This window comes from Sorangium sp. So ce124 (genome assembly GCF_051525235.1).
In the GTDB taxonomy this organism is placed as follows: domain Bacteria; phylum Myxococcota_A; class Polyangia; order Polyangiales; family Polyangiaceae; genus Sorangium; species Sorangium atrum.
The window spans coordinates 5,860,681-5,879,263 of the sequence record NZ_CP150312.1; the positions used below are offsets into that span (position 1 = coordinate 5,860,681).

The 18,583-nt window shown below is 71.4% G+C and carries 14 protein-coding genes; 4 read left to right on the plus strand and 10 right to left on the minus strand.

Annotation, left to right across the window (positions count from 1 at the left end; translation table 11 throughout):
• Nucleotides 1-99 precede the first annotated feature (99 nt).
• From nadE to asnB, 4 genes are all read left to right on the plus strand, one after another.
• Nucleotides 100-1,074 carry an NAD(+) synthase gene (nadE, locus tag WMF19_RS21970; protein WP_437330508.1) on the plus strand — a complete coding sequence of 325 codons (975 nt, stop codon included), beginning with the start codon at nucleotides 100-102 and terminating at the stop codon, nucleotides 1,072-1,074.
• Nucleotides 1,075-1,448: 374 nt separating this feature from the next.
• Nucleotides 1,449-1,709 (plus strand): acyl carrier protein, encoded by a 261-nt coding sequence (locus tag WMF19_RS21975; RefSeq protein WP_437594054.1) that lies wholly within the window; start codon nucleotides 1,449-1,451, stop codon nucleotides 1,707-1,709.
• 19 nt (nucleotides 1,710-1,728) lie between these two features.
• Nucleotides 1,729-3,318 carry a class I adenylate-forming enzyme family protein gene (locus tag WMF19_RS21980; RefSeq protein ID WP_437900867.1) on the plus strand — a complete coding sequence of 530 codons (1,590 nt, stop codon included), beginning with the start codon at nucleotides 1,729-1,731 and terminating at the stop codon, nucleotides 3,316-3,318.
• A 1-nt stretch (nucleotide 3,319) separates the two neighbouring features.
• Entirely contained in the window at nucleotides 3,320-5,332 is a 2,013-nt protein-coding gene (gene asnB / locus WMF19_RS21985; RefSeq protein ID WP_437900868.1) for an asparagine synthase (glutamine-hydrolyzing), read from the plus strand.
• Between the two features lie 64 nt (nucleotides 5,333-5,396).
• Here the strand turns inward: asnB and WMF19_RS21990 are convergent, their stop codons facing one another.
• The 10 genes from WMF19_RS21990 to lepA all read right to left on the minus strand — a co-directional run bounded on the left by WMF19_RS21990 (nucleotide 5,397) and on the right by lepA (nucleotide 18,217).
• Nucleotides 5,397-6,602, minus strand: coding sequence for a lipoprotein receptor (locus WMF19_RS21990; RefSeq protein ID WP_437900869.1), 1,206 nt, complete (start codon nucleotides 6,600-6,602; stop codon nucleotides 5,397-5,399).
• Entirely contained in the window at nucleotides 6,602-7,564 is a 963-nt protein-coding gene (locus WMF19_RS21995) for a hypothetical protein (protein WP_437900870.1), read from the minus strand. Before WMF19_RS21995 ends, WMF19_RS21990 begins: the two co-directional genes overlap by 1 nt.
• A 63-nt stretch (nucleotides 7,565-7,627) precedes the next feature.
• Entirely contained in the window at nucleotides 7,628-9,193 is a 1,566-nt protein-coding gene (locus tag WMF19_RS22000; RefSeq protein ID WP_437900871.1) for a protein kinase domain-containing protein, read from the minus strand.
• Nucleotides 9,194-9,409: 216 nt separating this feature from the next.
• The gene (locus tag WMF19_RS22005; protein WP_437900872.1) at nucleotides 9,410-10,819 is read right to left on the minus strand and encodes a tetratricopeptide repeat protein; all 1,410 of its coding nucleotides are present in this window, start codon (nucleotides 10,817-10,819) and stop codon (nucleotides 9,410-9,412) included.
• Nucleotides 10,820-10,919: 100 nt separating this feature from the next.
• Nucleotides 10,920-11,444: a hypothetical protein gene (locus tag WMF19_RS22010; protein WP_437900873.1), complete on the minus strand. Its 525-nt coding sequence runs from the start codon at nucleotides 11,442-11,444 to the stop codon at nucleotides 10,920-10,922.
• 65 nt (nucleotides 11,445-11,509) lie between these two features.
• On the minus strand, nucleotides 11,510-12,514 hold the full coding sequence (locus WMF19_RS22015; protein ID WP_437900874.1) for a collagen-like protein: 1,005 nt from the start codon (nucleotides 12,512-12,514) through the stop codon (nucleotides 11,510-11,512).
• Nucleotides 12,515-12,846: 332 nt separating this feature from the next.
• Nucleotides 12,847-14,211, minus strand: coding sequence for a M16 family metallopeptidase (locus WMF19_RS22020; RefSeq protein ID WP_437330518.1), 1,365 nt, complete (start codon nucleotides 14,209-14,211; stop codon nucleotides 12,847-12,849).
• On the minus strand, nucleotides 14,208-15,650 hold the full coding sequence (locus WMF19_RS22025; protein WP_437900876.1) for a M16 family metallopeptidase: 1,443 nt from the start codon (nucleotides 15,648-15,650) through the stop codon (nucleotides 14,208-14,210). Before WMF19_RS22025 ends, WMF19_RS22020 begins: the two co-directional genes overlap by 4 nt.
• Before the next feature lie 23 nt (nucleotides 15,651-15,673).
• Nucleotides 15,674-16,321 carry a hypothetical protein gene (locus tag WMF19_RS22030; RefSeq protein ID WP_437900877.1) on the minus strand — a complete coding sequence of 216 codons (648 nt, stop codon included), beginning with the start codon at nucleotides 16,319-16,321 and terminating at the stop codon, nucleotides 15,674-15,676.
• Nucleotides 16,322-16,414: 93 nt separating this feature from the next.
• Nucleotides 16,415-18,217 (minus strand): translation elongation factor 4, encoded by a 1,803-nt coding sequence (gene lepA / locus WMF19_RS22035; RefSeq protein ID WP_437330521.1) that lies wholly within the window; start codon nucleotides 18,215-18,217, stop codon nucleotides 16,415-16,417.
• Between the last annotated feature and the right edge of the window lie 366 nt (nucleotides 18,218-18,583).

An 18,583-nucleotide genomic window follows, 5' to 3' on the forward strand; every position in this document is an offset into this window, starting at 1 on the left:
CGGCTCCCCGCGGCATATGCCCGCTTGCAGCGAACAGGGTTCCCTGTTGCGCCCCGTTTTAATAGGCTGGTCCATCTTTTTGAAAGGGTGGAGCCAACCATGTTTTCGCGAGACGTCCTCAGGATCGATGCTCCGGCAGTAGCGCAAGAGATCGAGCAGGCCATCCGGGATCAGGTGTTCGGTACGCTGCGGCGGCGCGGGGCCGTGGTCGGGATCTCGGGCGGGATCGACAGCTCCGTCGTCTCGACGCTGTGCGTCCGCGCGCTCGGCAAGGACAAGGTGCTGGGCATCTTCATGCCCGAGCGCGACACCTCCGATGACGCGCTCCGCCTCGGCAAGCTGCTCGCCGAGGGGCTCGGCATCGAGGCGGTCATCGAGAACATCAAGCCCGCGCTGACCGGCCTCCGCTGCTACGAGCGGCAGGACGAGGCGATCCGGATGGTCTACCCGGACTACAACGAGAGCTGGAAGTTCAAGATCACGCTCCCCTCGATCCTCGAGAGCGACAGGCTGAACGTCTCGCAGCTGACGGCGCAGCCGCCCGGCGAGGAGCCGCGCGTGAAGCGGATCCCCCTGAACGCGTACCTGCAGCTCGTCGCCGCGACGAACTTCAAGCAGCGCATCCGCAAGATGATGGAGTACTACCACGCGGACAGGCTCAATTACGCCGTCGCCGGCACGCCGAACCTGCTCGAGTACGATCAGGGCTTCTTCGTCAAGCAGGGCGACGGCGCCGCGGACTTCAAGCCGATCGCGCACCTGTACAAGAGCCAGGTCTACGCGCTCGCCGAGTACATCGGCGTCCCTGCCGATATCCGCAGGCGCGCGCCGACGACGGACACGTTCTCGATGCCGCAGGGGCAGGACGAGTTCTACTTCGCGCTCCCCTACGACAAGATGGACCTCTGCCTGTACGCCTACAACAACAACGTCCCGGCCGCGGACGCGGCGGCCGCCGTCGGCATCACGCCGCAGCAGGTCGAGCGCGTGTTCAAGGACATCGAAGCGAAGCGCCGGGTAGCGCAGTACCTCCACGCGCAGCCGATGCTCGTCCGCGATCAGGGCCACGCCTGACGAGCCGCGCCGTCGGACCGCGCTCGCCGCTGTCAACGGCATTCTCAACCTGGTACGCCGTTCCCCTGGCGTGAAACCCGCCGGAAACAGCTTGGAGCCGCGCTGACATTCACTCCCGTTGACGACGGTGACGGACGGGCTCGCAGCGAGATCGTCAGTCGCCAATCTCACCTAAGCGGCGTGCCCTGGCGGCGGTCTTCGGACGCGGACGGCACGGGGGACGCCGCACACGAACGAGCGCGGACGCGAGCGTGAGCGATGAACCGCAACCGCAACGGAAGCTGCGTCCTGCCGCGATCCGCGCGTTGGCCGTCGCTCCGCGGAGTGTTCTCGACACGAAAGCCGGGGGGGTGATAGACGTTGAGACTACCTCCATGAGCACTTCCAGCATCGAATCGACGATTCGCAACTTCCTGGTCACCTCGTTCGGATACCGGGGCGCTACCGCCGATCTCGGGTCCGAGGTCGCTTTGCTCGATCAGGGGATCCTGGACTCGACGGCCGTCCTCGAGATCGTTCAGTTCTTCGAGCAGGACCTCGGCATCCAGGTCGCCGACGAGGAGATGGTGCCGGAGAATTTCGGCTCGATCGCCAGGCTCGTCACCTACGTGAACGGGAAGAAGAACAGCAACTAGCCCGAACCCCGGGGGGCGCATGAGCACGCAGCAGACCGCTCGTCGCGATCCGCGCTCGGATCGCTTTCTCATCGACTCCGGGCTGCGATCGTTCGCCGCCTCGCGCCCCGACCACGTCGCGCTGGTCTGCGAGGGACGGCGGATCACGTACCGGGAGCTCGACGCGCTCGCCGATCGCTGCGCCGCCCTGTTCCGCGAGGCGGGCGTGCAGCGCGGCGATCGCGTCATGGTCGCGCTCGACAACGGCGTGGACGCGGTCGTCGCGTACTACGGAGCGCTCCGGGCCGACGGCGTGCCGTCGCTGCTCGGCACCGCGATGCGACCGCGGCGCCTCGGTCAGGTGATGGAGCTCGCCGCCCCCCGCGTGTTTGTGGCGGCGCGCGGCATGCGCGAGGGCCTCGCCGCCGTGGCCGAGCTCCCGCCCGGCGCGAGGCCGGCGGCGACGTTCCTGAGCGGCGCGGCTCCCCCGGCCGCGGCCGGGCCCCCGCCCGACGGGCGCGACTTTCAGGAGGCCCTGGCCGGCGCGCCCGGCGAGCCCCCTGCGCGCCGCGCGATCGAGCTCGATCTCGCGACGCTCTGCTGGACGAGCGGCAGCACGGGCGAGTCGAAGGGGGTCATGCTGACGCACCAGAACCTCCGCAACAGCACCGCGGCCATCGGCGCGTACCTCGAGCAGACGGCGGACGACGTGATCCTCTGCGTGCTGCCCCTGTCGCACACCTACGGGCTCTTCCAGCTGCTCGTGACGCACGCGTTCGGCGGGACCGTCGTGCTCGAGAAGGGCTTCTCCATGCCGTGGCCCATCGTCCAGCGGATGGCCGAGGAGCGGGCGACCGGCTTCGCGGGCGTGCCGACGATCTTCGCGTCGATGCTCTCGCTCAAGAACTTCGCGAAGGCCGATCTCTCGGCGCTCCGGTACATGACGAACGCCGCGTACGGGCTCCCGGCGCCGCAGCTCCTGCGCCTCCGCGAGCTCCTGCCCAACGTCTCGTTCTTCGCGATGTACGGCCAGACCGAGTGCACCCGCGTCTGCTACCTGCCGCCCTCCCTGGCGCTCGAGCGGCCGTCCTCCGTGGGCATCGCGATGCCGAACGAGGAGCTCTGGGTCGAGCGGGAGGACGGCGCGCACGCGGAGCCGGGCGAGGTGGGCGAGCTCGTCGTGCGCGGGCCGAACGTGATGCGCGGCTACTGGAGGAACCCCGAGGCGACCGCCCGCGCGCTCCGGCCGGGGCCCCTCCCGGGGGAGGTCGTGCTCCACACCGGCGACCTCTTCAAGATGGACGAGGACCGGTACCTCTACTTCGTCGCGCGCAAGGACGACATCATCAAGACCCGCGGCGAGAAGGTGAGCCCCCTCGAGGTCGAGTCCGTGATCTGCAAGGTCCCGGGCGTCGTCGAGGCGGCGGTCGTCGGCGTGCCGGATCAGGTGCTCGGGGTCGCGGTGAAGGCCGCCGTCGTGAAGGCCCCTGACGCCGCGGTGACCGCCGACGACGTCCGCAAGAAGGTGCGGTCCGAGCTCGACGAGGTCGCCGTGCCCAAGTTCGTCGAGTTCATGGATTCGCTCCCCAAGACGGCGAGCGGCAAAGTCAAGAAGAGCGAGCTCATCTGATATGTGCGGTATCGCCGGCCTCATCAACCTACGCACCGACGCGCCGAACCCCGACCGCGAGCTGGCCCTCAAGATGGCGCGGGCGCTCCGCCACCGCGGCCCCGACGGCTTCGGCATCTACCGCGATCGCCACGTCGCGCTGGCCCACTCGCGCCTGTCGATCATCGACCTCGACGGCGGCTGGCAGCCGATGGCCAACGCCGACGAGACGCTCTGGGTCTGCTTCAACGGCGAGATCTTCAACTACATCGAGCTCCGCGAGGAGCTCACGGCGAAGGGCCACCACTTCCGGACCAAGAGCGACACCGAGGCGCTGATCCACGCCTACGCCGAGTACGGCGAGGCCATGGTCGATCGGCTGAACGGCCAGTGGGCGTTCGTCATCTGGGACGTCAAGCGGCGGCGCGCGTTCTTCTCGCGCGACCGCGTCGGCATCAACCCGCTCTTCTGGACGGTCCACCGCGGCGTCCTCCGGTTCGCCAGCGAGGTGAAGTCGCTCTTCCAGGACCCCACCATCCCCCGCGCGATCTCGCGCGAGGGCCTCGACGAGGCGCTGACGTTCTGGGCGCCGATCGCCCCGCTCACGCCGTACGAGGGCATCCAGCAGATCCCGCCGGGCGCGGTGGCGACGCTCGATCTCGATCGCGACGTGGCGCCGCGCGTCTCGGTCCGCTTCCGCCCCGAGTTCCCCGTCGGGCGCGCGCCCGGCGGCGACGAGGCCGGGCTCGTGTCCAGCGTGCGCGAGGCGGTCCGCGGCGGCTCGACGATCCGCCTGCGCGCCGACGTCCCCGTCGGCAGCTACCTGAGCGGCGGGCTCGACTCCACGATCGTCGCGGCGCTCATCGCCTCGAACCGGGAGGTGCCGCTGCGCACGTTCTCGGTCGAGTTCGCCGAGCGCGAGTTCGACGAGGCCGAGTACCAGCGCGCCGCCGTCGCGCACCTCGGCACGTCGCACGCGTCGATCCAGTGCGGCGACGCCGACATCGCCGGCGTCTTCCCGGAGGTCGTCTACCACGCCGAGGCCCCGCTGCTGCGCACCGCGCCGGCCCCGCTGTTCATCCTGGCGCGCCTCGTCCGGCAGAGCGGCTACCGCGTGGTGCTGACGGGCGAGGGCGCCGACGAGTTCTTCGCCGGCTACGACATCTTCCGCGAGGACCGGGTACGCCGCTTCTGGGCGCGCCACCCGGACAGCAAGCTCAGGCCGCAGCTCCTCCTCCGGCTCTACCCCTACCTGCAGCGGTCGCCCGTCGCGCAGGTCGAGATGGCCAAGGCCTTCTTCGGGCGGAACCTCGCGCAGACGGACGACCCGTTCTACTCCCACCGCCCGCGGTGGGACGCCACGAGCCGCATCAAGCTGATGCTCGATCCCGCGATGCGCGAGGGCATCGGCGACACCGCCGCGGCCGATCGCCTGAGGGAGCAGCTGCCGCGCGACTTCATGCGATGGACGCCGCTCGCGCGCGCGCAGTACCTGGAGATCACGACGCTGCTCTCCGGCTACCTGCTCTCCTCCCAAGGCGAGCGCATGATGATGGCGAACTCGGTCGAGGGGCGCTTCCCGTTCCTCGATCCCAACGTGATGGACGTGGCGGACGCGCTGCCGGACGCGCTCAAGCTCCGCACCCTCGACGAGAAGCACGTGCTGAAGCGCGCGATGGGCGATCTCCTGCCGCCCGGCGTCCTCGAGCGGAAGAAGCAGCCGTACCGCGCGCCCGTGGTGCAGCCGTTCTTCGGGAGCGGGACGCCGGACTATGTCGAGGCGTGCCTGTCGCCGGACGCCATCAAGGACGCCGGCATCTGGCAGGCGCAGCCCGTCGCGGCGCTCGTCGCGAAGTGCCGCAAGACCGGCGGCAAGTCGATGAGCAACACCGACGACATGGCGTTCTGCGCCATCCTCTCCACGCAGCTCATGGCGCGCGACATCATCCAGGGTGCGCGCGTCGTCTCGGCCGCCGACGACACGTCCGGCCGGCTGGGCGTCGATGTCGACCGGGTGCGCGACGCCGCGGGCTGAGCGGGCGCGCTCGGCGCCGCGCTGAGCCGGTGCGCGGCGCCGCGGGGCGCATGGGAGCCGCCCCTCAGCGGGCCCGCTTGCGTATCGTGCCGCTGTTCTCGTCCGCCCAGAAGACGAACCCGCCGGCGAGCGCGATACCGCGCGGCGTGCCGCCCTCGTACAGCGGCCGCGCCCTGCCGGTGCCGTCCTTGCGCTTCCGCATCACGCGGGGTGACCCCTGGTCGGTCCAGTAGACGAACTCATCGAACCCATCCACGGCGATGCAGTCGGGGGACGCATGCGCCACGTCATCATCCTCGATGGCCGTCCAGACAGCCGCCGCGTCCTCCGAGCCGTCCTTTGGCGCCCTCATCACGGCAGACAGCTCGCCGGCGTGATCCCCGCGCGGGCTGTTGGTCCAGTAGACGTGGTCGTCGTCCACGGCGATCGCGTACGGAAACAGCTGCTCCCTGGCCAGTCGCTGCGTGTCGCCGGTCGCCCGCTGCGTCCGGTTCACCGAGCCGCGCAGGCTCCGATCGACCCAGTACACGTGCTCTCGGTCGATCGCGATGAGGTGCGGCGACACGTTGTTGTCCTCGTGGAACTCGTCGTCCACCTCCGCGTCGGGCATCGTGATCTTGCCGATGAGGCTCCCCTCGCCCGGCGTGCCGATGCCGGCCGCGCGCTGCGCCCAGAACACCGCTTCCTCGTCCGCGGCCACGCCGAGGGTCGCGAAGTCCGAGTCGAAGAGCACCTCTGGCGCGCGTGCTCCGTTGCGGTCCACCGTCAAGACGTCCTTGTCGTTGAGGTTGGACCAGAAGACGCCGTGCTGGTTGACGGCGATCCCGTACGGAGCGTTCTGGCCGACGGCGAGCGTCGTGACGGCTCCGCCGAGGACCGACACTTTTTGCACGCTGCCATCCGTGCCTTCGCCCGCCGTCCAGTAGACCTCGCCCTGGTAGACGGTAAGCAGGTTCGCGTTCGGCGCCTCGATGGTCGGAAACCCGCGCGCGATCTCCGTGACCCCGCTGCAGCCGGTCGCGCTGCACCTCCCGCCGTCCAGGCACACCGCGCCGCAAGCGCCGCAGTTCTGCGGGTCGTCGAGCAGGTTCACCTCGCAGTCGTCGGGGTTGCCGTCGCAGTCCGCCGTGCCGGCCGCGCACCCATCGCCTCCACTGGCCGAGCTCGCGCTGGCTTCGCTCACCGTGAAGTCCCCGAGCACGCTGGTGCATGCCGCGGCGGTCATGATGGCAACGCAGAGCATCGAGCCGATTCCGAACGCCTGGCGCATCAGAAACTCCCCTTCGCCCCCGCGGAGCCGAGCCCGATCACGGGCGTGATCGATATCCCGGCGCGCTGCGGCGATCTCGGCGCTGTGAGCAGCAGGACGGTGCCCGCGCCGACGCCCACCGCGCCGATCGCGAACCCGATCGTCGAGAGGGTGCCCATCGCGTGGTAGCTGTCGAGCTCGCCCTTGAGCGACGGGTCGCACCGGCCGCCGGGGCAGCGCTCCGACAGATCGCCGTGCTTGCTGAGCGCGAGCACGCCGCCGACAGCGCCGGCCGCGAGCCCGGCGCCGCCGAGCCCGAGCGCGGCGACCGCCAGCACCGTGCGGCTGCTGCCGCCGGAACCGGAAGCAGAAGCGCCCTGATCTGGACGCGGCGCCACAGACAGATGCGGCTTGACCGGAGGCGGCGGCGCGGCCGGCTTGAGCTCCAGCGCGACGGTCTCGCTGGCGCCCTCGGCGAGCGTCACCTTCACCTCGATCGGAGCGAACCCCGCGGCCGACGCCCGGACGACGTGGTCGCCTGGATCGACCGGCCGCCGGACCCCGAGCGCGGCGCGCGGCACCGGCGCGTCGTCGATCGTGACCGAGGTGGTGTCCGGCCCGATCACCGAGATGAGCACCTGCGGGATCCGGGGCGCGAGCGCGTCGAGCTCGCGCTGGGCGGCCGCGATCGCCTCGAAGAACTGCTCGGGCGACTTCTCCGGCGCTCCCTCGCGGAGGATGCGGCTGTACGACTCCTGGGCCGCGATCCACTGGCCCGCGCCCACCTGGGCGCGGGCGACGCCGAGCAGCAGCGTCGGCGCGTGGATGATGGCGTCGGCGCGGCTGAACCGATCGAGCGCGGCCGCGAAGTCCTTTCGCTCGAGGGCCTCCTGCCCCTCCACGGCGAGCGAGCGCGCGGTCGCGCGATCGGCGTCCGAGACCTGCGCCAGCGCGGCGGGCGCGCAGGTCAGGGCGAGCAGCAAGGAAGCGATCCCTAGTCGACGAGCCATACGAAGGAGGTCCGTGCGAAGTGCTGCGGGTGAACGTCAGATGCCGAAGTCCGTCGGCTTCGGCTTGCGGCGCGCGCTCCCCGGCGGCGCGGGGGAGCGCGGCTTCGCCTGGGCGGGCTGAGCCGCTGGCGCACGCGGGCCGCTCGCCGGCGTCGCCGAGACCGGGGACGCCGGCGTAGACGCCGCGGGCGCCGTCGCAGAGCCCGCGGCCGCCGGGGCCACAGAGGGGGGCGGCTCCGGCGCCTGCGCGGAGACCGTGGCCGGCGCCACGACGTCGGGCCGCCGCGGCGCATCGGACACCGAGGCCGTGGGAGCCGGCTGCGCGAGCGGCTGCCCCGTCGCGTCAGGGCTCCCGCCGCGCAGGGCGAAGAACGCGACGGCCACGAGAGCGACCGCGCCGGCCGCCGCGGCGGCGAGCGCGCGTCCGACGACAGGCCGCCGGACCGGGGTCGACACCACCGAGACCAGCGCGCTGGCGGTGTGCGACCGCATCTGGCGGCCGGCCATCGCGGACGCGGCCTCCGCGGCTCCTGGCGAGGCCACCGTCGCGCCGGACCCGGCCGGGGTCCGCGCGACCTCGGCGTCCGACGAGGCGATCAGCGTGACCGCGTCCCCGAACGAAGGCGCCGCGCTGTCGGGCCCCGCGTCGGGGAGCGCCGCGCTCTCCCTCGATCGTGGCGCGAACCCGAGCTCCACCGAGATGCGCTCGCCGGACACGCGGAACGGGCCGACGATGCTCGTCCTGGGCTCGAAGCTCTCGCTCGCGAGGTCGAGCGCTATCGCGAGCGCGTCGCAGAACTCCTTCGCGCTCTGGAACCGCGCCTCCGGCTCGCGCGACGCCGCGCGGGCCCACCAGGCGTCGAAGCCGGGCGGCACGGGGGCGAGCTGCGACGGCACGGGCAGCGGCTTGACCATGATCTTGAGGAGCAGATCGCCGAACGCCTCGCTGTTGAACGGGAGCTTGCCGGTGAGGCACTCGAACACGACGACGGCGAGCGACCAGAGGTCCGAGCGGTGATCGATGCTCTTGGTGCCCTGCGCCTGCTCCGGGCTCATGTACGCGGGCGTCCCGAGCAGCGAGCCGGTCTTCGTGGTGGAGGTGACCTGATGCGTGCTGTCCTTCGCGATGCCGAAATCGAGCACCTTGGCGATCTCCCTGTCGTCGTCCCGGACGAGGAAGATGTTGGCCGGCTTGAGATCGCGATGGACAAGGCCGCTCGCGTGAGCCTTCGTGAGCGCGCGCGCCACCTGCGCCGTGATCGCCATCGTGTCGTGCGGGTCGAGCCGCCCCACGCGCTGGATGCGGGTATCGAGGTCTTCCCCCTCGAGGTACTCCATCGCGATGTACGGCGTGCCCTGCCAGACGCCGTGGTCGAGGATCTGCACGACGTGCGGGCTGCGGATCTGCGCGGCGACCTTCGCCTCGCGCTCGAACCGGTGCCGCACCTCCTTCGAGACGCCCTGCGCGTTCATGAACTTGATCGCGCACGGGATGTCGAGGCCGAGGTGCTGGGCGAGCCACACCGAGCCCATCCCACCTTGCCTGAGCGGACGCACCAGGCGAAAGCGATCGGCAACGGTGTTCCCCGCGGCGGGTGTCACGCAGCCTCCCAGACCTTCTGGAATAACACAGGTCGTCGTCCAGGGTCACGTTCGCGCCGTGCAAAAGTGAGCTGGGGCCGACAGCGCGAAATGGCGCAGAAGCGCCGCCATCCCCCGCGCGCGCCCTGCATTTGCGACGCTTGCGACGCTTGCATCAGTTGCATCAGTTGCATCAGTTGCACCGCTTGCGACGTTTACGACGCTTCGCGGCGGAGGCTAGCGAGAACCCGAGCTCGCGGCGGCGGGCTCCTGCAGAGGCCGCCGCGCGCCGGGCCGGCCCGGAAGCGTGGCGCCGTTGGTCGTGTCCGTCTTGTCCGTCTTGTCCGCCTTGTCCGCCTTGCCGAGCGGCGTGCCCGTCGTCTGCGCGAGCTGGCTGCCCCGCGGATCGTCCGGGAACGCGTCGAGGAACTTGCGGACGTGGTGGCGCGACTCCTCGACGATGCCCGCGCGGAACGTCAGGAGCGCGAGGTTGTAGCGCGCATCGGCGCTCCTGGGATCGGCCTTCAGGGCGGCGAGGTAGCCCTGACGTGCGCCGTTGTAGTCGCCGCGCTTGTCGGCGATGAGCGCGAGGTTGTAGAGCGCCTCGGCGTCCGAGGGATCCTGCTCGGCGAGCGGCGTGAGGCGCGCCTTCGCCCCGTCGAGATCCCCGGCCAGGATCGCGAGCGCTCCCGCGAGGAGCTGCGCCTTCCGGCCAGCGCCGGCGTCGATCGCGCGATCCGCCTCGGCCCTGGCCTCGGCCAGGCGACCCGCGCGCTCGAGCGCGAGCGCGAGCGCATAGCGGAGCCGCGACGGGTCGCCGCCCTCCTCGAGCGCGGCCCGCGCCTCGGCCTCGGCGCGCTCGGGGCGGCCGGCGACGGCGAGCGCCTCGGCCAGGACCGCGCGCGTGCTGCGCTGCTCCGGGCACCGCTCGCGCGCGGACTCCGCGTCGCGGAGGGCGGCGCCAGCGTTGCGGGCGTGCAGCCTCGCCTCGGCGCGCAGCGCGAGGCAGGCACACGTGGCGGGCGCGGCGGGCGCGGCGGCGGCGGGGTGCATCCTCAGGCAGCGCGCCGCGACGCCGTCGAGATCGTCGAGCTTGCGCCGCTCGCGGAGCGGCCTCGCGAGCTCGTCGATCGCGCGCAGGTGTGCGCCGTCGCGGCGCAGCGCCGCCCACCACATCCGCTCGCGCGACCCGAGCAGGGGCGCTGCCCCGTTCAGCTGGACGACGCCGAGGCCGATCACGACGATCGCGGCCCCCATGCGCCGGTGCTTGAAGCTCGATCCGAGCCAGCGCTCCGCGGCGGCAGCGGCGAGCGTCGCGAGCGCCGCCCACAGGGGCAATGCGACGAACACGACCCCCTGCGCGAGCGGCGCGCGAGGCCCGCGGTAGTAGAGCGTGGCCGCGAGCGACGTGGCGATCGCGATCCACAGCAGCGCCGCGCCGTTCCTGGCGAGCCGCGTATCGAGCCGCGCGGCGAACCACGCCGACAGGCCGAGCGCCGCGGCGAGCGCGGCCGCCGAGAGCGCTCCCGAGAGGGCGAGCGCGCCGGCCGGGAGCGGCTCAGGCGAGAGCCACGTGGGCGCGACCGCCAGGACCAGGAGGTGCAGCGCGCGGCAGAGGTGCAGGGCGAGCTCGGCAAGCCAAGGCACGGCGTGACCTTAGCCCACCGCCCATCGCGGACCAAACGGCGGAGAGGCATCGCTGCAGCGCGTCCGCCGCGGCGAGGGCGCGCTCACGGCCGCGGCGCGCTCATGGCAGGGTCATCTCGACCGCGACGGAGACGCGGTTTCCGGGCGGCGGCACCACGAGCCCGAGCGGCATCATCCGGAGGCATTGCGCCGCATCGGGACGATCCATCCCGCGCACCTCGCTGATGCCGCGGGCGATCTCGTTCCCCGACGCATCGAAGGTCATGTTGAAGATGTACCTGGCGCGGGCTGGAGCCGGGTTCTTCCTGAGCGAAGGCTCCCAGCACTGCTTCACGAAGAGCGACCGGCGCGCTTCGAGCTCCTTGGCGGCGTCCCCCTCGACACTCTTGTAGAGCTCGCTCGTCAGAGGCGAGGCCCCTGCCGACGCGGGGTGAGGCGCAGGCAGCGAAGGAGCGGGCGCGTCTGCGAGCGCAGGCAGCGCGCCCGCACGCGCCGTCGAGGCCTCCACGCTGGCCGACGGAGGCGCAGGTGGCGGCGGCGGACGCTGCAGCCCGAGGTAGAGCCCTGCCGCGATGAAGAGGCTGCCGAGCAGGATCGCCGCGGGGGTCATCAGCTCCTTCTGCATGGTGGCGATCGGAGGGCAGGCGCCGCGCACCTCGCGGCGCGCGAGGTTGGCCGCCCGGCCCGACCTTACTGCATCGAGACGACAGCGGAGGTGTACGAATAGTCGTTGTTGGTCCAGAAGGGGCTATCGGACTTCCCGCAGAGGCCGACGTTGTACTGGCCCGGGGGCGGCGACAGCACGGCGCTCAGCCCCATGGGGATGCGGGTGTGCGCCGGGACCTGGACCGCATAGACGCCCGTCCCTTCCGGGCTGAGCTCCCCGAGAGGCGAGAGCTGCTGAGAGCAGATCCAGAGGTGGAGCTGATCCGCGGGGGTCGACGCCGCTCCGAGCGCCTTGTTCGAGACGACGACGACGCGCTGCCCCGGGGCCGTCACGCTCACGGTCGCGGGCGCAGCCAGGAACTGCAGCGATTTCTGAGGGGCTGCGCCCGCGCCGGAAACGTAGGTGCTCGAGATGACGCCAGGGGGTCCCTGCGGCCCCTCCGCCCCCGGCGCACCCTGCGCACCAGGCGGCCCGGCAGCGCCAGGCGGCCCAGCTGGCCCGCTCGGACCGGCCGGTCCCACCGCGCCGGGCGGGCCCGCTGGCCCCTGCGCGCCCTGCAGGCCGATCGGATCGCCGACCCACACGCCGCTGCTGTCGACGACGAGGCGGCCGCCGATGGAGATCGAGTTCGGCGTGATGTCCCCCGCGACGTTGCTGGCCTGGAGCGCATACGGAACGCTCGCGATCTTGGCGCGCGGCAGCATCTCGGGGTCGTCCCCCACGGTGATCCCCAGAAAGCGCGCCGTGCCTTCGAAGACCGGCTTGTCGACGGGCGCGAGCTCGCCGAGGTCGACCGAGAAATAGCCTTGGTCGAACGTGACGGTGTGGAGCTCGCTCCAGACGGGCACGGACGCGTCGGGCGCGTCGTAGAACGCGAACACCACGTCGAGCGTGTCGTCGATGGGCTGGCCCACCGAATCGAAGAGGCGCCCCTGGTGGGTGATCGTGACGGGGACCGCCGCGGCAGCGGGCCCGGACAGCGCGGTCACCGCCGCAAGGACCGGCGCGTGGATGGTTCGTGCCTTCATCGCGAGCTCCCCTGGTTCGCCCTCGCGAGCCGGCGCAAGGTGCGCCGTGGCAGACATCGCGCGGCGCGCGCTGAGCAATCGCGCCCGGAGGCGTCGATGATCCTGGAGCGGGCCGCGAGCCCTGCCACGATCTCGCGATGGAGCAGCGCCTTGGATGCCAGCGGCCGACGGGCGGTTCCGATCGCGCTCCCGGTCGTCCGACGCCGCTCGGGCAAGCCGCCAGCGTCGCGAGCGCCGAGGCCTCGCCGCCGCGGGGCGAGGCCGCCCGAGACGGCGCGCCCGGGTTTCGCGGCCTGCGCGCCGCGACGTGATCGCCCTCGGCGCGGCGCCGGCTACTCGAGATCGTACGGCTCGACCTTCACCTCGGCCAGCTTCGGGACGGCCGCGGCGATCGCCTCGCCGATCTCCTCGTGCGTGCCGACGACGCCGATCACGAGATCGTCCTCGGAGATCCGGCGCCGCACGGCGGCGTTCGCCTCATCGAGCGTGACGTCCTCGATCCGCTTCAGGTAGGTCTCGTGGTACCCCTCCGGCAGATCGTACAGGAGCTCGTCGAGCTTCTGGTGCACGCGCTTCCTCGCGGTATCGATCTCGAACGCGTGCGAGCGGACGAGGTAGCGCTTCACGAACGTGAGCTCGTCCTCGGTGATCCCGTCGCGCCGCAGCGCCTCGAGCAACCCGAGCTGCAGGGAGAGACAGGCGGGGGCGTCCTGCGCCGCGGGCGCGGTCCACATGGTGAACGCGTCGCGGTGCCGATCGAAGCCCGCGCGCGACGAGGCGCCGTAGGACCAGCCACGCTTCGCGCGCACCTCCTGCATCAGCCGCGACGAGAAGGTGCCTCCGAAGGCGGTGTTCGCGACCAGGAGCGCCATGTGATCGGGGTCGTGGGCGTCGGTGCCGAGCCCGCCGATGACCATCTGCGTCTGTGTCCGCTCGGGTTTGTCGACGAACACGAGGCAACGCCCCGGCCTCGCCCCGGGATCCGTCACCGGATCGGGGATCGCCTCGCCCTCGGGCAGGCCGGACAGGAGGCGCTCGGCGACCACGTGCGCCTCGCCGGGCTCAATGTCGCCCGAGATGGCGACGATCGCGTTGCGCCGGGTGTAGTGCCGCGCGTAGAACGCGGCGACGTCGTCGCGCGTGATCTCCCGCAGCGTCGGGATGGTGCCCGCGGTGCGGCGGCCGTAGGGGTGCCCGGCGAACAGGGTGCGCCGGAAGGCGCGGCTGCAGAGCGAGCGATCGCTGTCGCGCGCCTCGATGAGCTCGGCCTCGGCCTCGCGCAGGAGCCGCGCGAGCTCCGGCGGCGAGAACGTCGGGCGGGCGAGGAGCGTGGCCCCGAGCTCGACGAACCGATCGAGCGAGCGCTTGATCACCTCGAAATGCACCGTCGTCGCGCTCGTCGCCACGTCGGTGCCGAACTCCCCGCCGAGCGCGTCGATTGTCTCCTCGATCTCGTTCGCGCTGTAGCCCTCCGCGCCGCGGCGGAGCATGCGCGCCGTGACGCGCGCGAGCCCCTCGCGCCCGGCCGGATCGTGCGCCGAGCCGGAGGCGAACGCGACCACGATGCTGACGATGGGGAGCGCGTGGCTCGTCTCCACGAGCACCGCGCCCTCGCGGGGCGCCACGCGGCCGCCCGTCGCTCCCCTGCCCTGCCCCTCGGCGCCCCAGGCGAGGCCGCTCTTCACGCTCTGGCTCACGATGCCTCCTCGCTCTCCGCGTCCGTCCCGTCCTCTTCGTCCTCGTCGCTCGTCCCGTCCGGGATCACGTGGATCACCGTCCGCGCCGAGGTCACCAGGTAGCGCCGCGCCACGCGCAGCAGATCCCCGACGGTCGCCCGCCGGTAGGCGGCGAGCCGCTCGAACAGGGCCGCGGGATCGCCGAGCACCGTCTCGTAGAAGCCGATCTGCTCGGCCTTGCCGGCGACGGTCTCGAGCCCTTGCAGGACCGAGAGCTCGATGCGCGCCTTCGCGCGATCGAGCTCCGCCTCGGTGACCGGCGCGCGGCGCACCGCCTCGAGGAGCGGCTCGAGGGCCGCGAGCAGCGCCTCGCCGGTGTGCTCGCCGCGGGCCGAGAGGTAGATGTCATAGAGCGAAGGATCGCGGAACGAGCCGACCCAGCCCCGGATCTCGCTCGCGATCTCCTGCTCCTGGACGAGCGCGCGGTGCACGCGCGACGACCGCCCGGAGAAGAGGATCTCGTTCAGCAGGGCGAGGGGCGCGTGGTCGAAATCCCCGAGCGCCGGCGCGCGATAGCCGATCGCGACCTTGTGCGTGGCGGTCGGCTTCACCACCTCGGCGCGGCGCTCCGCGATCTGCGGCGGCTCGGGGCACACCTCTTCGACCGGGATCTTCGACGGCTCCTGCGCGCCGTAGTGGTCCTGCACCCCGCGCAGCGCCTCGTCGAGCGCGACGTCGCCGACGATGACCAGCGCCGCGTTGTTGGGGGCGTAGTACGTCCGGTAGAACTCGACGCAGTCCTCGGTCGTGAAGCCCTTGATGTCCTCCATCCAGCCGATGGTCGGCCACCCGTAGGCGTGCTTGGTGAACGCCTCCTTGTAGAGCAGCTCGCTCACCGCCCCGTCGACGTCGTCGTCGACCCGCTGCCTCCGCTCGTTGGCGACGACCTCCTTCTCGCTCGACACCTGCGGATCGCGGAGGACGAGCCGCGCCATGCGCTCCGCCTCGAGGCGGAGGGTGAGCTCGAGCGCGTCCTTCGGCAGGTTCGTGTGGTAGTAGGTCCAGTCGAGGAACGTCGCCGCGTTCGTCTCGGCGCCGGCCTCCTCGAGCATCCGGTCGAACGCGCCGTGGGCGACGCTCTCCGTCTCGCCGAACATGAGGTGCTCGAAGAGGTGGGCGATGCCGGTCTTGCCCACGCGCTCATGGCGCGAGCCGACGCCGAACCAGGTCTGCAGACAGACCACGGGCGCCGAGGGGTCGACGAGCACGAGCACCTTGAGCCCGTTCCCGAGGGCGAAGCGCTCGACGCGCATGGTCGGGCCGAACGCGACGGTGGCGTCGTGGCGCAGCCGGGCGAGCGGCGGGCGTTCGCGGTTCAGCTCGACGAGCATCTCGGCGAGCGGACCCATTCGAGGGAGCGCGTTGGCGCCGGGGACCGAGTAGGCAAGCGTCTCCTGCATGGCAGGCGCAGCCCATACCACGCTCAGCGCCGCGGCGCTGCGTGGCACAAGACGTCGCTCGGATCCCGCGTCGACTGGTGGCACTCCCACCGGTCGTCGTGGCAGGAGACGACGAGGATCCCGGCGTCGTACGCCTCCTTCAGAGAGGAGCCTGCCCGCTGCGCGAGCAGGTTGGACGGGGTGCGCTCGGTGCACCCCTTGCCCATGTCGACCTCGATCTTCCTGTTCCCCTTGGTCGCCTTGACGGGGTTCGGCGGCGTCTTGCCCTTGTCGGCGGTGCGCACCGCCACGGCGAGCTTCGGCAGGATGCCCTCGAGGTAGGGCTTGTCGACGAGCGGGTCGGTCGACCGCGGCGACACCATGGCGAGCGTGTACTGGATCGCCATCATCTGCTGCTCCGGCGGCGCGCTCGGCTGGATCGGCCCGCTCGACCCGATCGGGATCGGCCGCGGCGGCATATCGCGCTTCGCGGTCTCCGCGGCCGCGGCGGTCGCCGCGGCGCTCGGGGCCGGCGCCGCGCTGTCCGCGCCCGGCGGCGCGGAGGCCGAGGCGGCCGCTTGAGGCGCCGCGGCGCGCGGATCGTCGCATGCGAGGACGGCGAGGCCGAGGGCGAGGGCGAAGGCAGGGGTCGCCGCGCGGAGCTCGCGCGGCCGGACGGGGGCGGGCTGCATGGGCGGCTTATACGGGCGAGCGCCGCGCGCCGCCACGCTCGCGTGGCCGCGCGGCGCTCGCAGACGGCGCGCCGCGACCAGCGCCCCCGCGCTTCAGTCGATCTTCAGGATGGCGAGGAACGCCTCCTGCGGGATCTCGACGCTCCCGACCATCTTCATCCGCTTCTTGCCCTCCTTCTGCTTCTCGAGGAGCTTCCGCTTGCGGCTGATGTCGCCGCCGTAGCACTTGGCGGTCACGTCCTTGCGCATCGCCTTCACGGTCGTCCGCGCGATGACCTTCGACCCGATCGCCGCCTGGATCGCGACCTCGTACTGCTGGCGCGGCACGATGTCCTTGAGCTTCACCGCGAGGTCCCGGCCCCGGGCGTACGCCTTGTCGCGGTGCACGATGACGCTGAGGGCGTCGAGCGGGTCGCCGTTCACCAGCATGTCCAGCTTGATGAGATCGTCGGCGCGGTACCCGACGAGCTCGTAGTCCATCGACGCGTAGCCGCGCGACACGCTCTTCAGCTTGTCGTGGAAGTCGAAGAGCACCTCGCTGAGGGGCATGTCGTAGGTGATGATCACGCGGTCGGACGAGGCGTACTGGATCGATTTCTGCTCGCCGCGCCGCTCCTGGCACAGGGCGAGGACCGCGCCGACGTACGCCGAGGGCACGTGGACGGTCATCCGGAAGATCGGCTCCTCGATGCGATCGGTGAGGTTCGGCGGCGGGAGCTTCGCGGGGTTCTCGATCGACTTCATCGAGCCGTCGTTCAGGTAGCAGTGGTAGACGACGCTCGGCGCGGTCGTGATGAGGTCGAGGTTGTACTCGCGCTCCAGCCGCTCCTGGATGATCTCCATGTGGAGCAGGCCGAGGAAGCCGCACCGGAAGCCGAAGCCGAGCGCCTCGGAGGTGTCGGGCTCGAAGACGAACGCGGCGTCGTTCATGTGGAGCTTCGACAGGGCGTCGCGGAGGTCCTCGTACTGGGCCGAGTCCGTCGGGAAGATCCCGGCGAAGACCATCGGCTTGACCTCCTTGAAGCCGGGCAGCGGCGTCGTCGCGGGGTGGACGGCGTCGGTCACCGTGTCGCCGATCTTCGTGTCGACGACGCTCTTGATGTTGCCGACGAGGAAGCCGACCTCCCCCGGCCCGAGCTCGGTGATGGCGGTCGCGTGGGGCGTGAACACGCCCATCTCCGTGACCTCGTAGTCGCGGCCGGTCGCCATGAAGCGGACCTTCTGGCCCTTCCGGATGACGCCGTCGACGACGCGCACCATGACGACCGCGCCGCGGTAGCTGTCGTACCAGCTGTCGAAGATGAGGGCGCGGGGCGCCGCGTTCAGGTCGCCCTTCGGCGCCGGGATGCGCGCGACCACCGCCTCGAGGATCTCCGCGATGCCGATCCCCGTCTTGGCGCTGGCGGGGATGGCGCCGGAGCAGTCGAGGCCGATGACGTCCTCGATCTCGCGCGTCGTCCGCTCGACGTCGGCCGACGGGAGGTCGATCTTGTTGAGGACCGGGATGATCGCGAGGTTGTTGTCCAGGGCGAGGAAGACGTTCGCGAGGGTCTGCGCCTCGACGCCCTGGGTGGCGTCGACGACGAGCAGCGCGCCCTCGCACGCCTGGAGGCTGCGCGAGACCTCGTAGTTGAAGTCGACGTGCCCGGGCGTGTCGATGAGGTGCAGCCGGTACGTCTGCCCGTCCTTGGCGGTGTAGTCCAGGCGAACGGTCTGGGCCTTGATCGTGATCCCCCGCTCGCGCTCGATGTCCATCTTGTCGAGGAACTGCTCCTTCTGCTCGCGGGCGGTGAGCGCCCCGGTCGCGTCGAGGATGCGGTCGGCGAGCGTGGACTTGCCGTGGTCGATGTGGGCGATGATCGAGAAGTTGCGGATGAGCTTGGAATCAACGGGCATAGCGAGCTTCAGGGCGCGGCGACCTGACCAGCGTTGGCGGCCGCAGCGCGCGGCCTCGACCGAGATGGGAGGGAGCGGACTGGAACGTCCGTGCCCCTCCGGGGAGCGAGCCGCTGCGCGCGGCTCTACGAGCGCCGAGGGAAATGGTGGACCGCGGCGTGCCTGCTCCTAGTACTACAGTTGCACATGCTCCGGGCCGGACGACTCGTCAATGCGGTTCCAATGCGGTTCCGCGCAAACCTGGTGCGAGCTGCAGAGCCCGGGTGCCCACCGTCCCGCCGAGCCCGACGTCGAGCATCCCGAGGCTTAGATGGTTGCGCCAGTTCGCCAGGCAGCAAACTGCAACTGTAGTACTAGCGCGACCCG

What these genes read in the sequence shown, in the direction of transcription:
- nadE (WP_437330508.1), top strand. Translation starts at nt 100, where the DNA reads ATGTTTTCGCGAGACGTCCTCAGGATCGATGCTCCGGCAGTAGCGCAA.
- WMF19_RS21975 (WP_437594054.1), top strand. Translation starts at nt 1,449, where the DNA reads ATGAGCACTTCCAGCATCGAATCGACGATTCGCAACTTCCTGGTCACC.
- WMF19_RS21980 (WP_437900867.1), top strand. Translation starts at nt 1,729, where the DNA reads ATGAGCACGCAGCAGACCGCTCGTCGCGATCCGCGCTCGGATCGCTTT.
- asnB (WP_437900868.1), top strand. Translation starts at nt 3,320, where the DNA reads ATGTGCGGTATCGCCGGCCTCATCAACCTACGCACCGACGCGCCGAAC.
- WMF19_RS21990 (WP_437900869.1), bottom strand. Translation starts at nt 6,602, where the DNA reads ATGCGCCAGGCGTTCGGAATCGGCTCGATGCTCTGCGTTGCCATCATG.
- WMF19_RS22010 (WP_437900873.1), bottom strand. Translation starts at nt 11,444, where the DNA reads ATGCAGAAGGAGCTGATGACCCCCGCGGCGATCCTGCTCGGCAGCCTC.
- WMF19_RS22015 (WP_437900874.1), bottom strand. Translation starts at nt 12,514, where the DNA reads ATGAAGGCACGAACCATCCACGCGCCGGTCCTTGCGGCGGTGACCGCG.
- WMF19_RS22025 (WP_437900876.1), bottom strand. Translation starts at nt 15,650, where the DNA reads ATGCAGGAGACGCTTGCCTACTCGGTCCCCGGCGCCAACGCGCTCCCT.
- WMF19_RS22030 (WP_437900877.1), bottom strand. Translation starts at nt 16,321, where the DNA reads ATGCAGCCCGCCCCCGTCCGGCCGCGCGAGCTCCGCGCGGCGACCCCT.
- lepA (WP_437330521.1), bottom strand. Translation starts at nt 18,217, where the DNA reads ATGCCCGTTGATTCCAAGCTCATCCGCAACTTCTCGATCATCGCCCAC.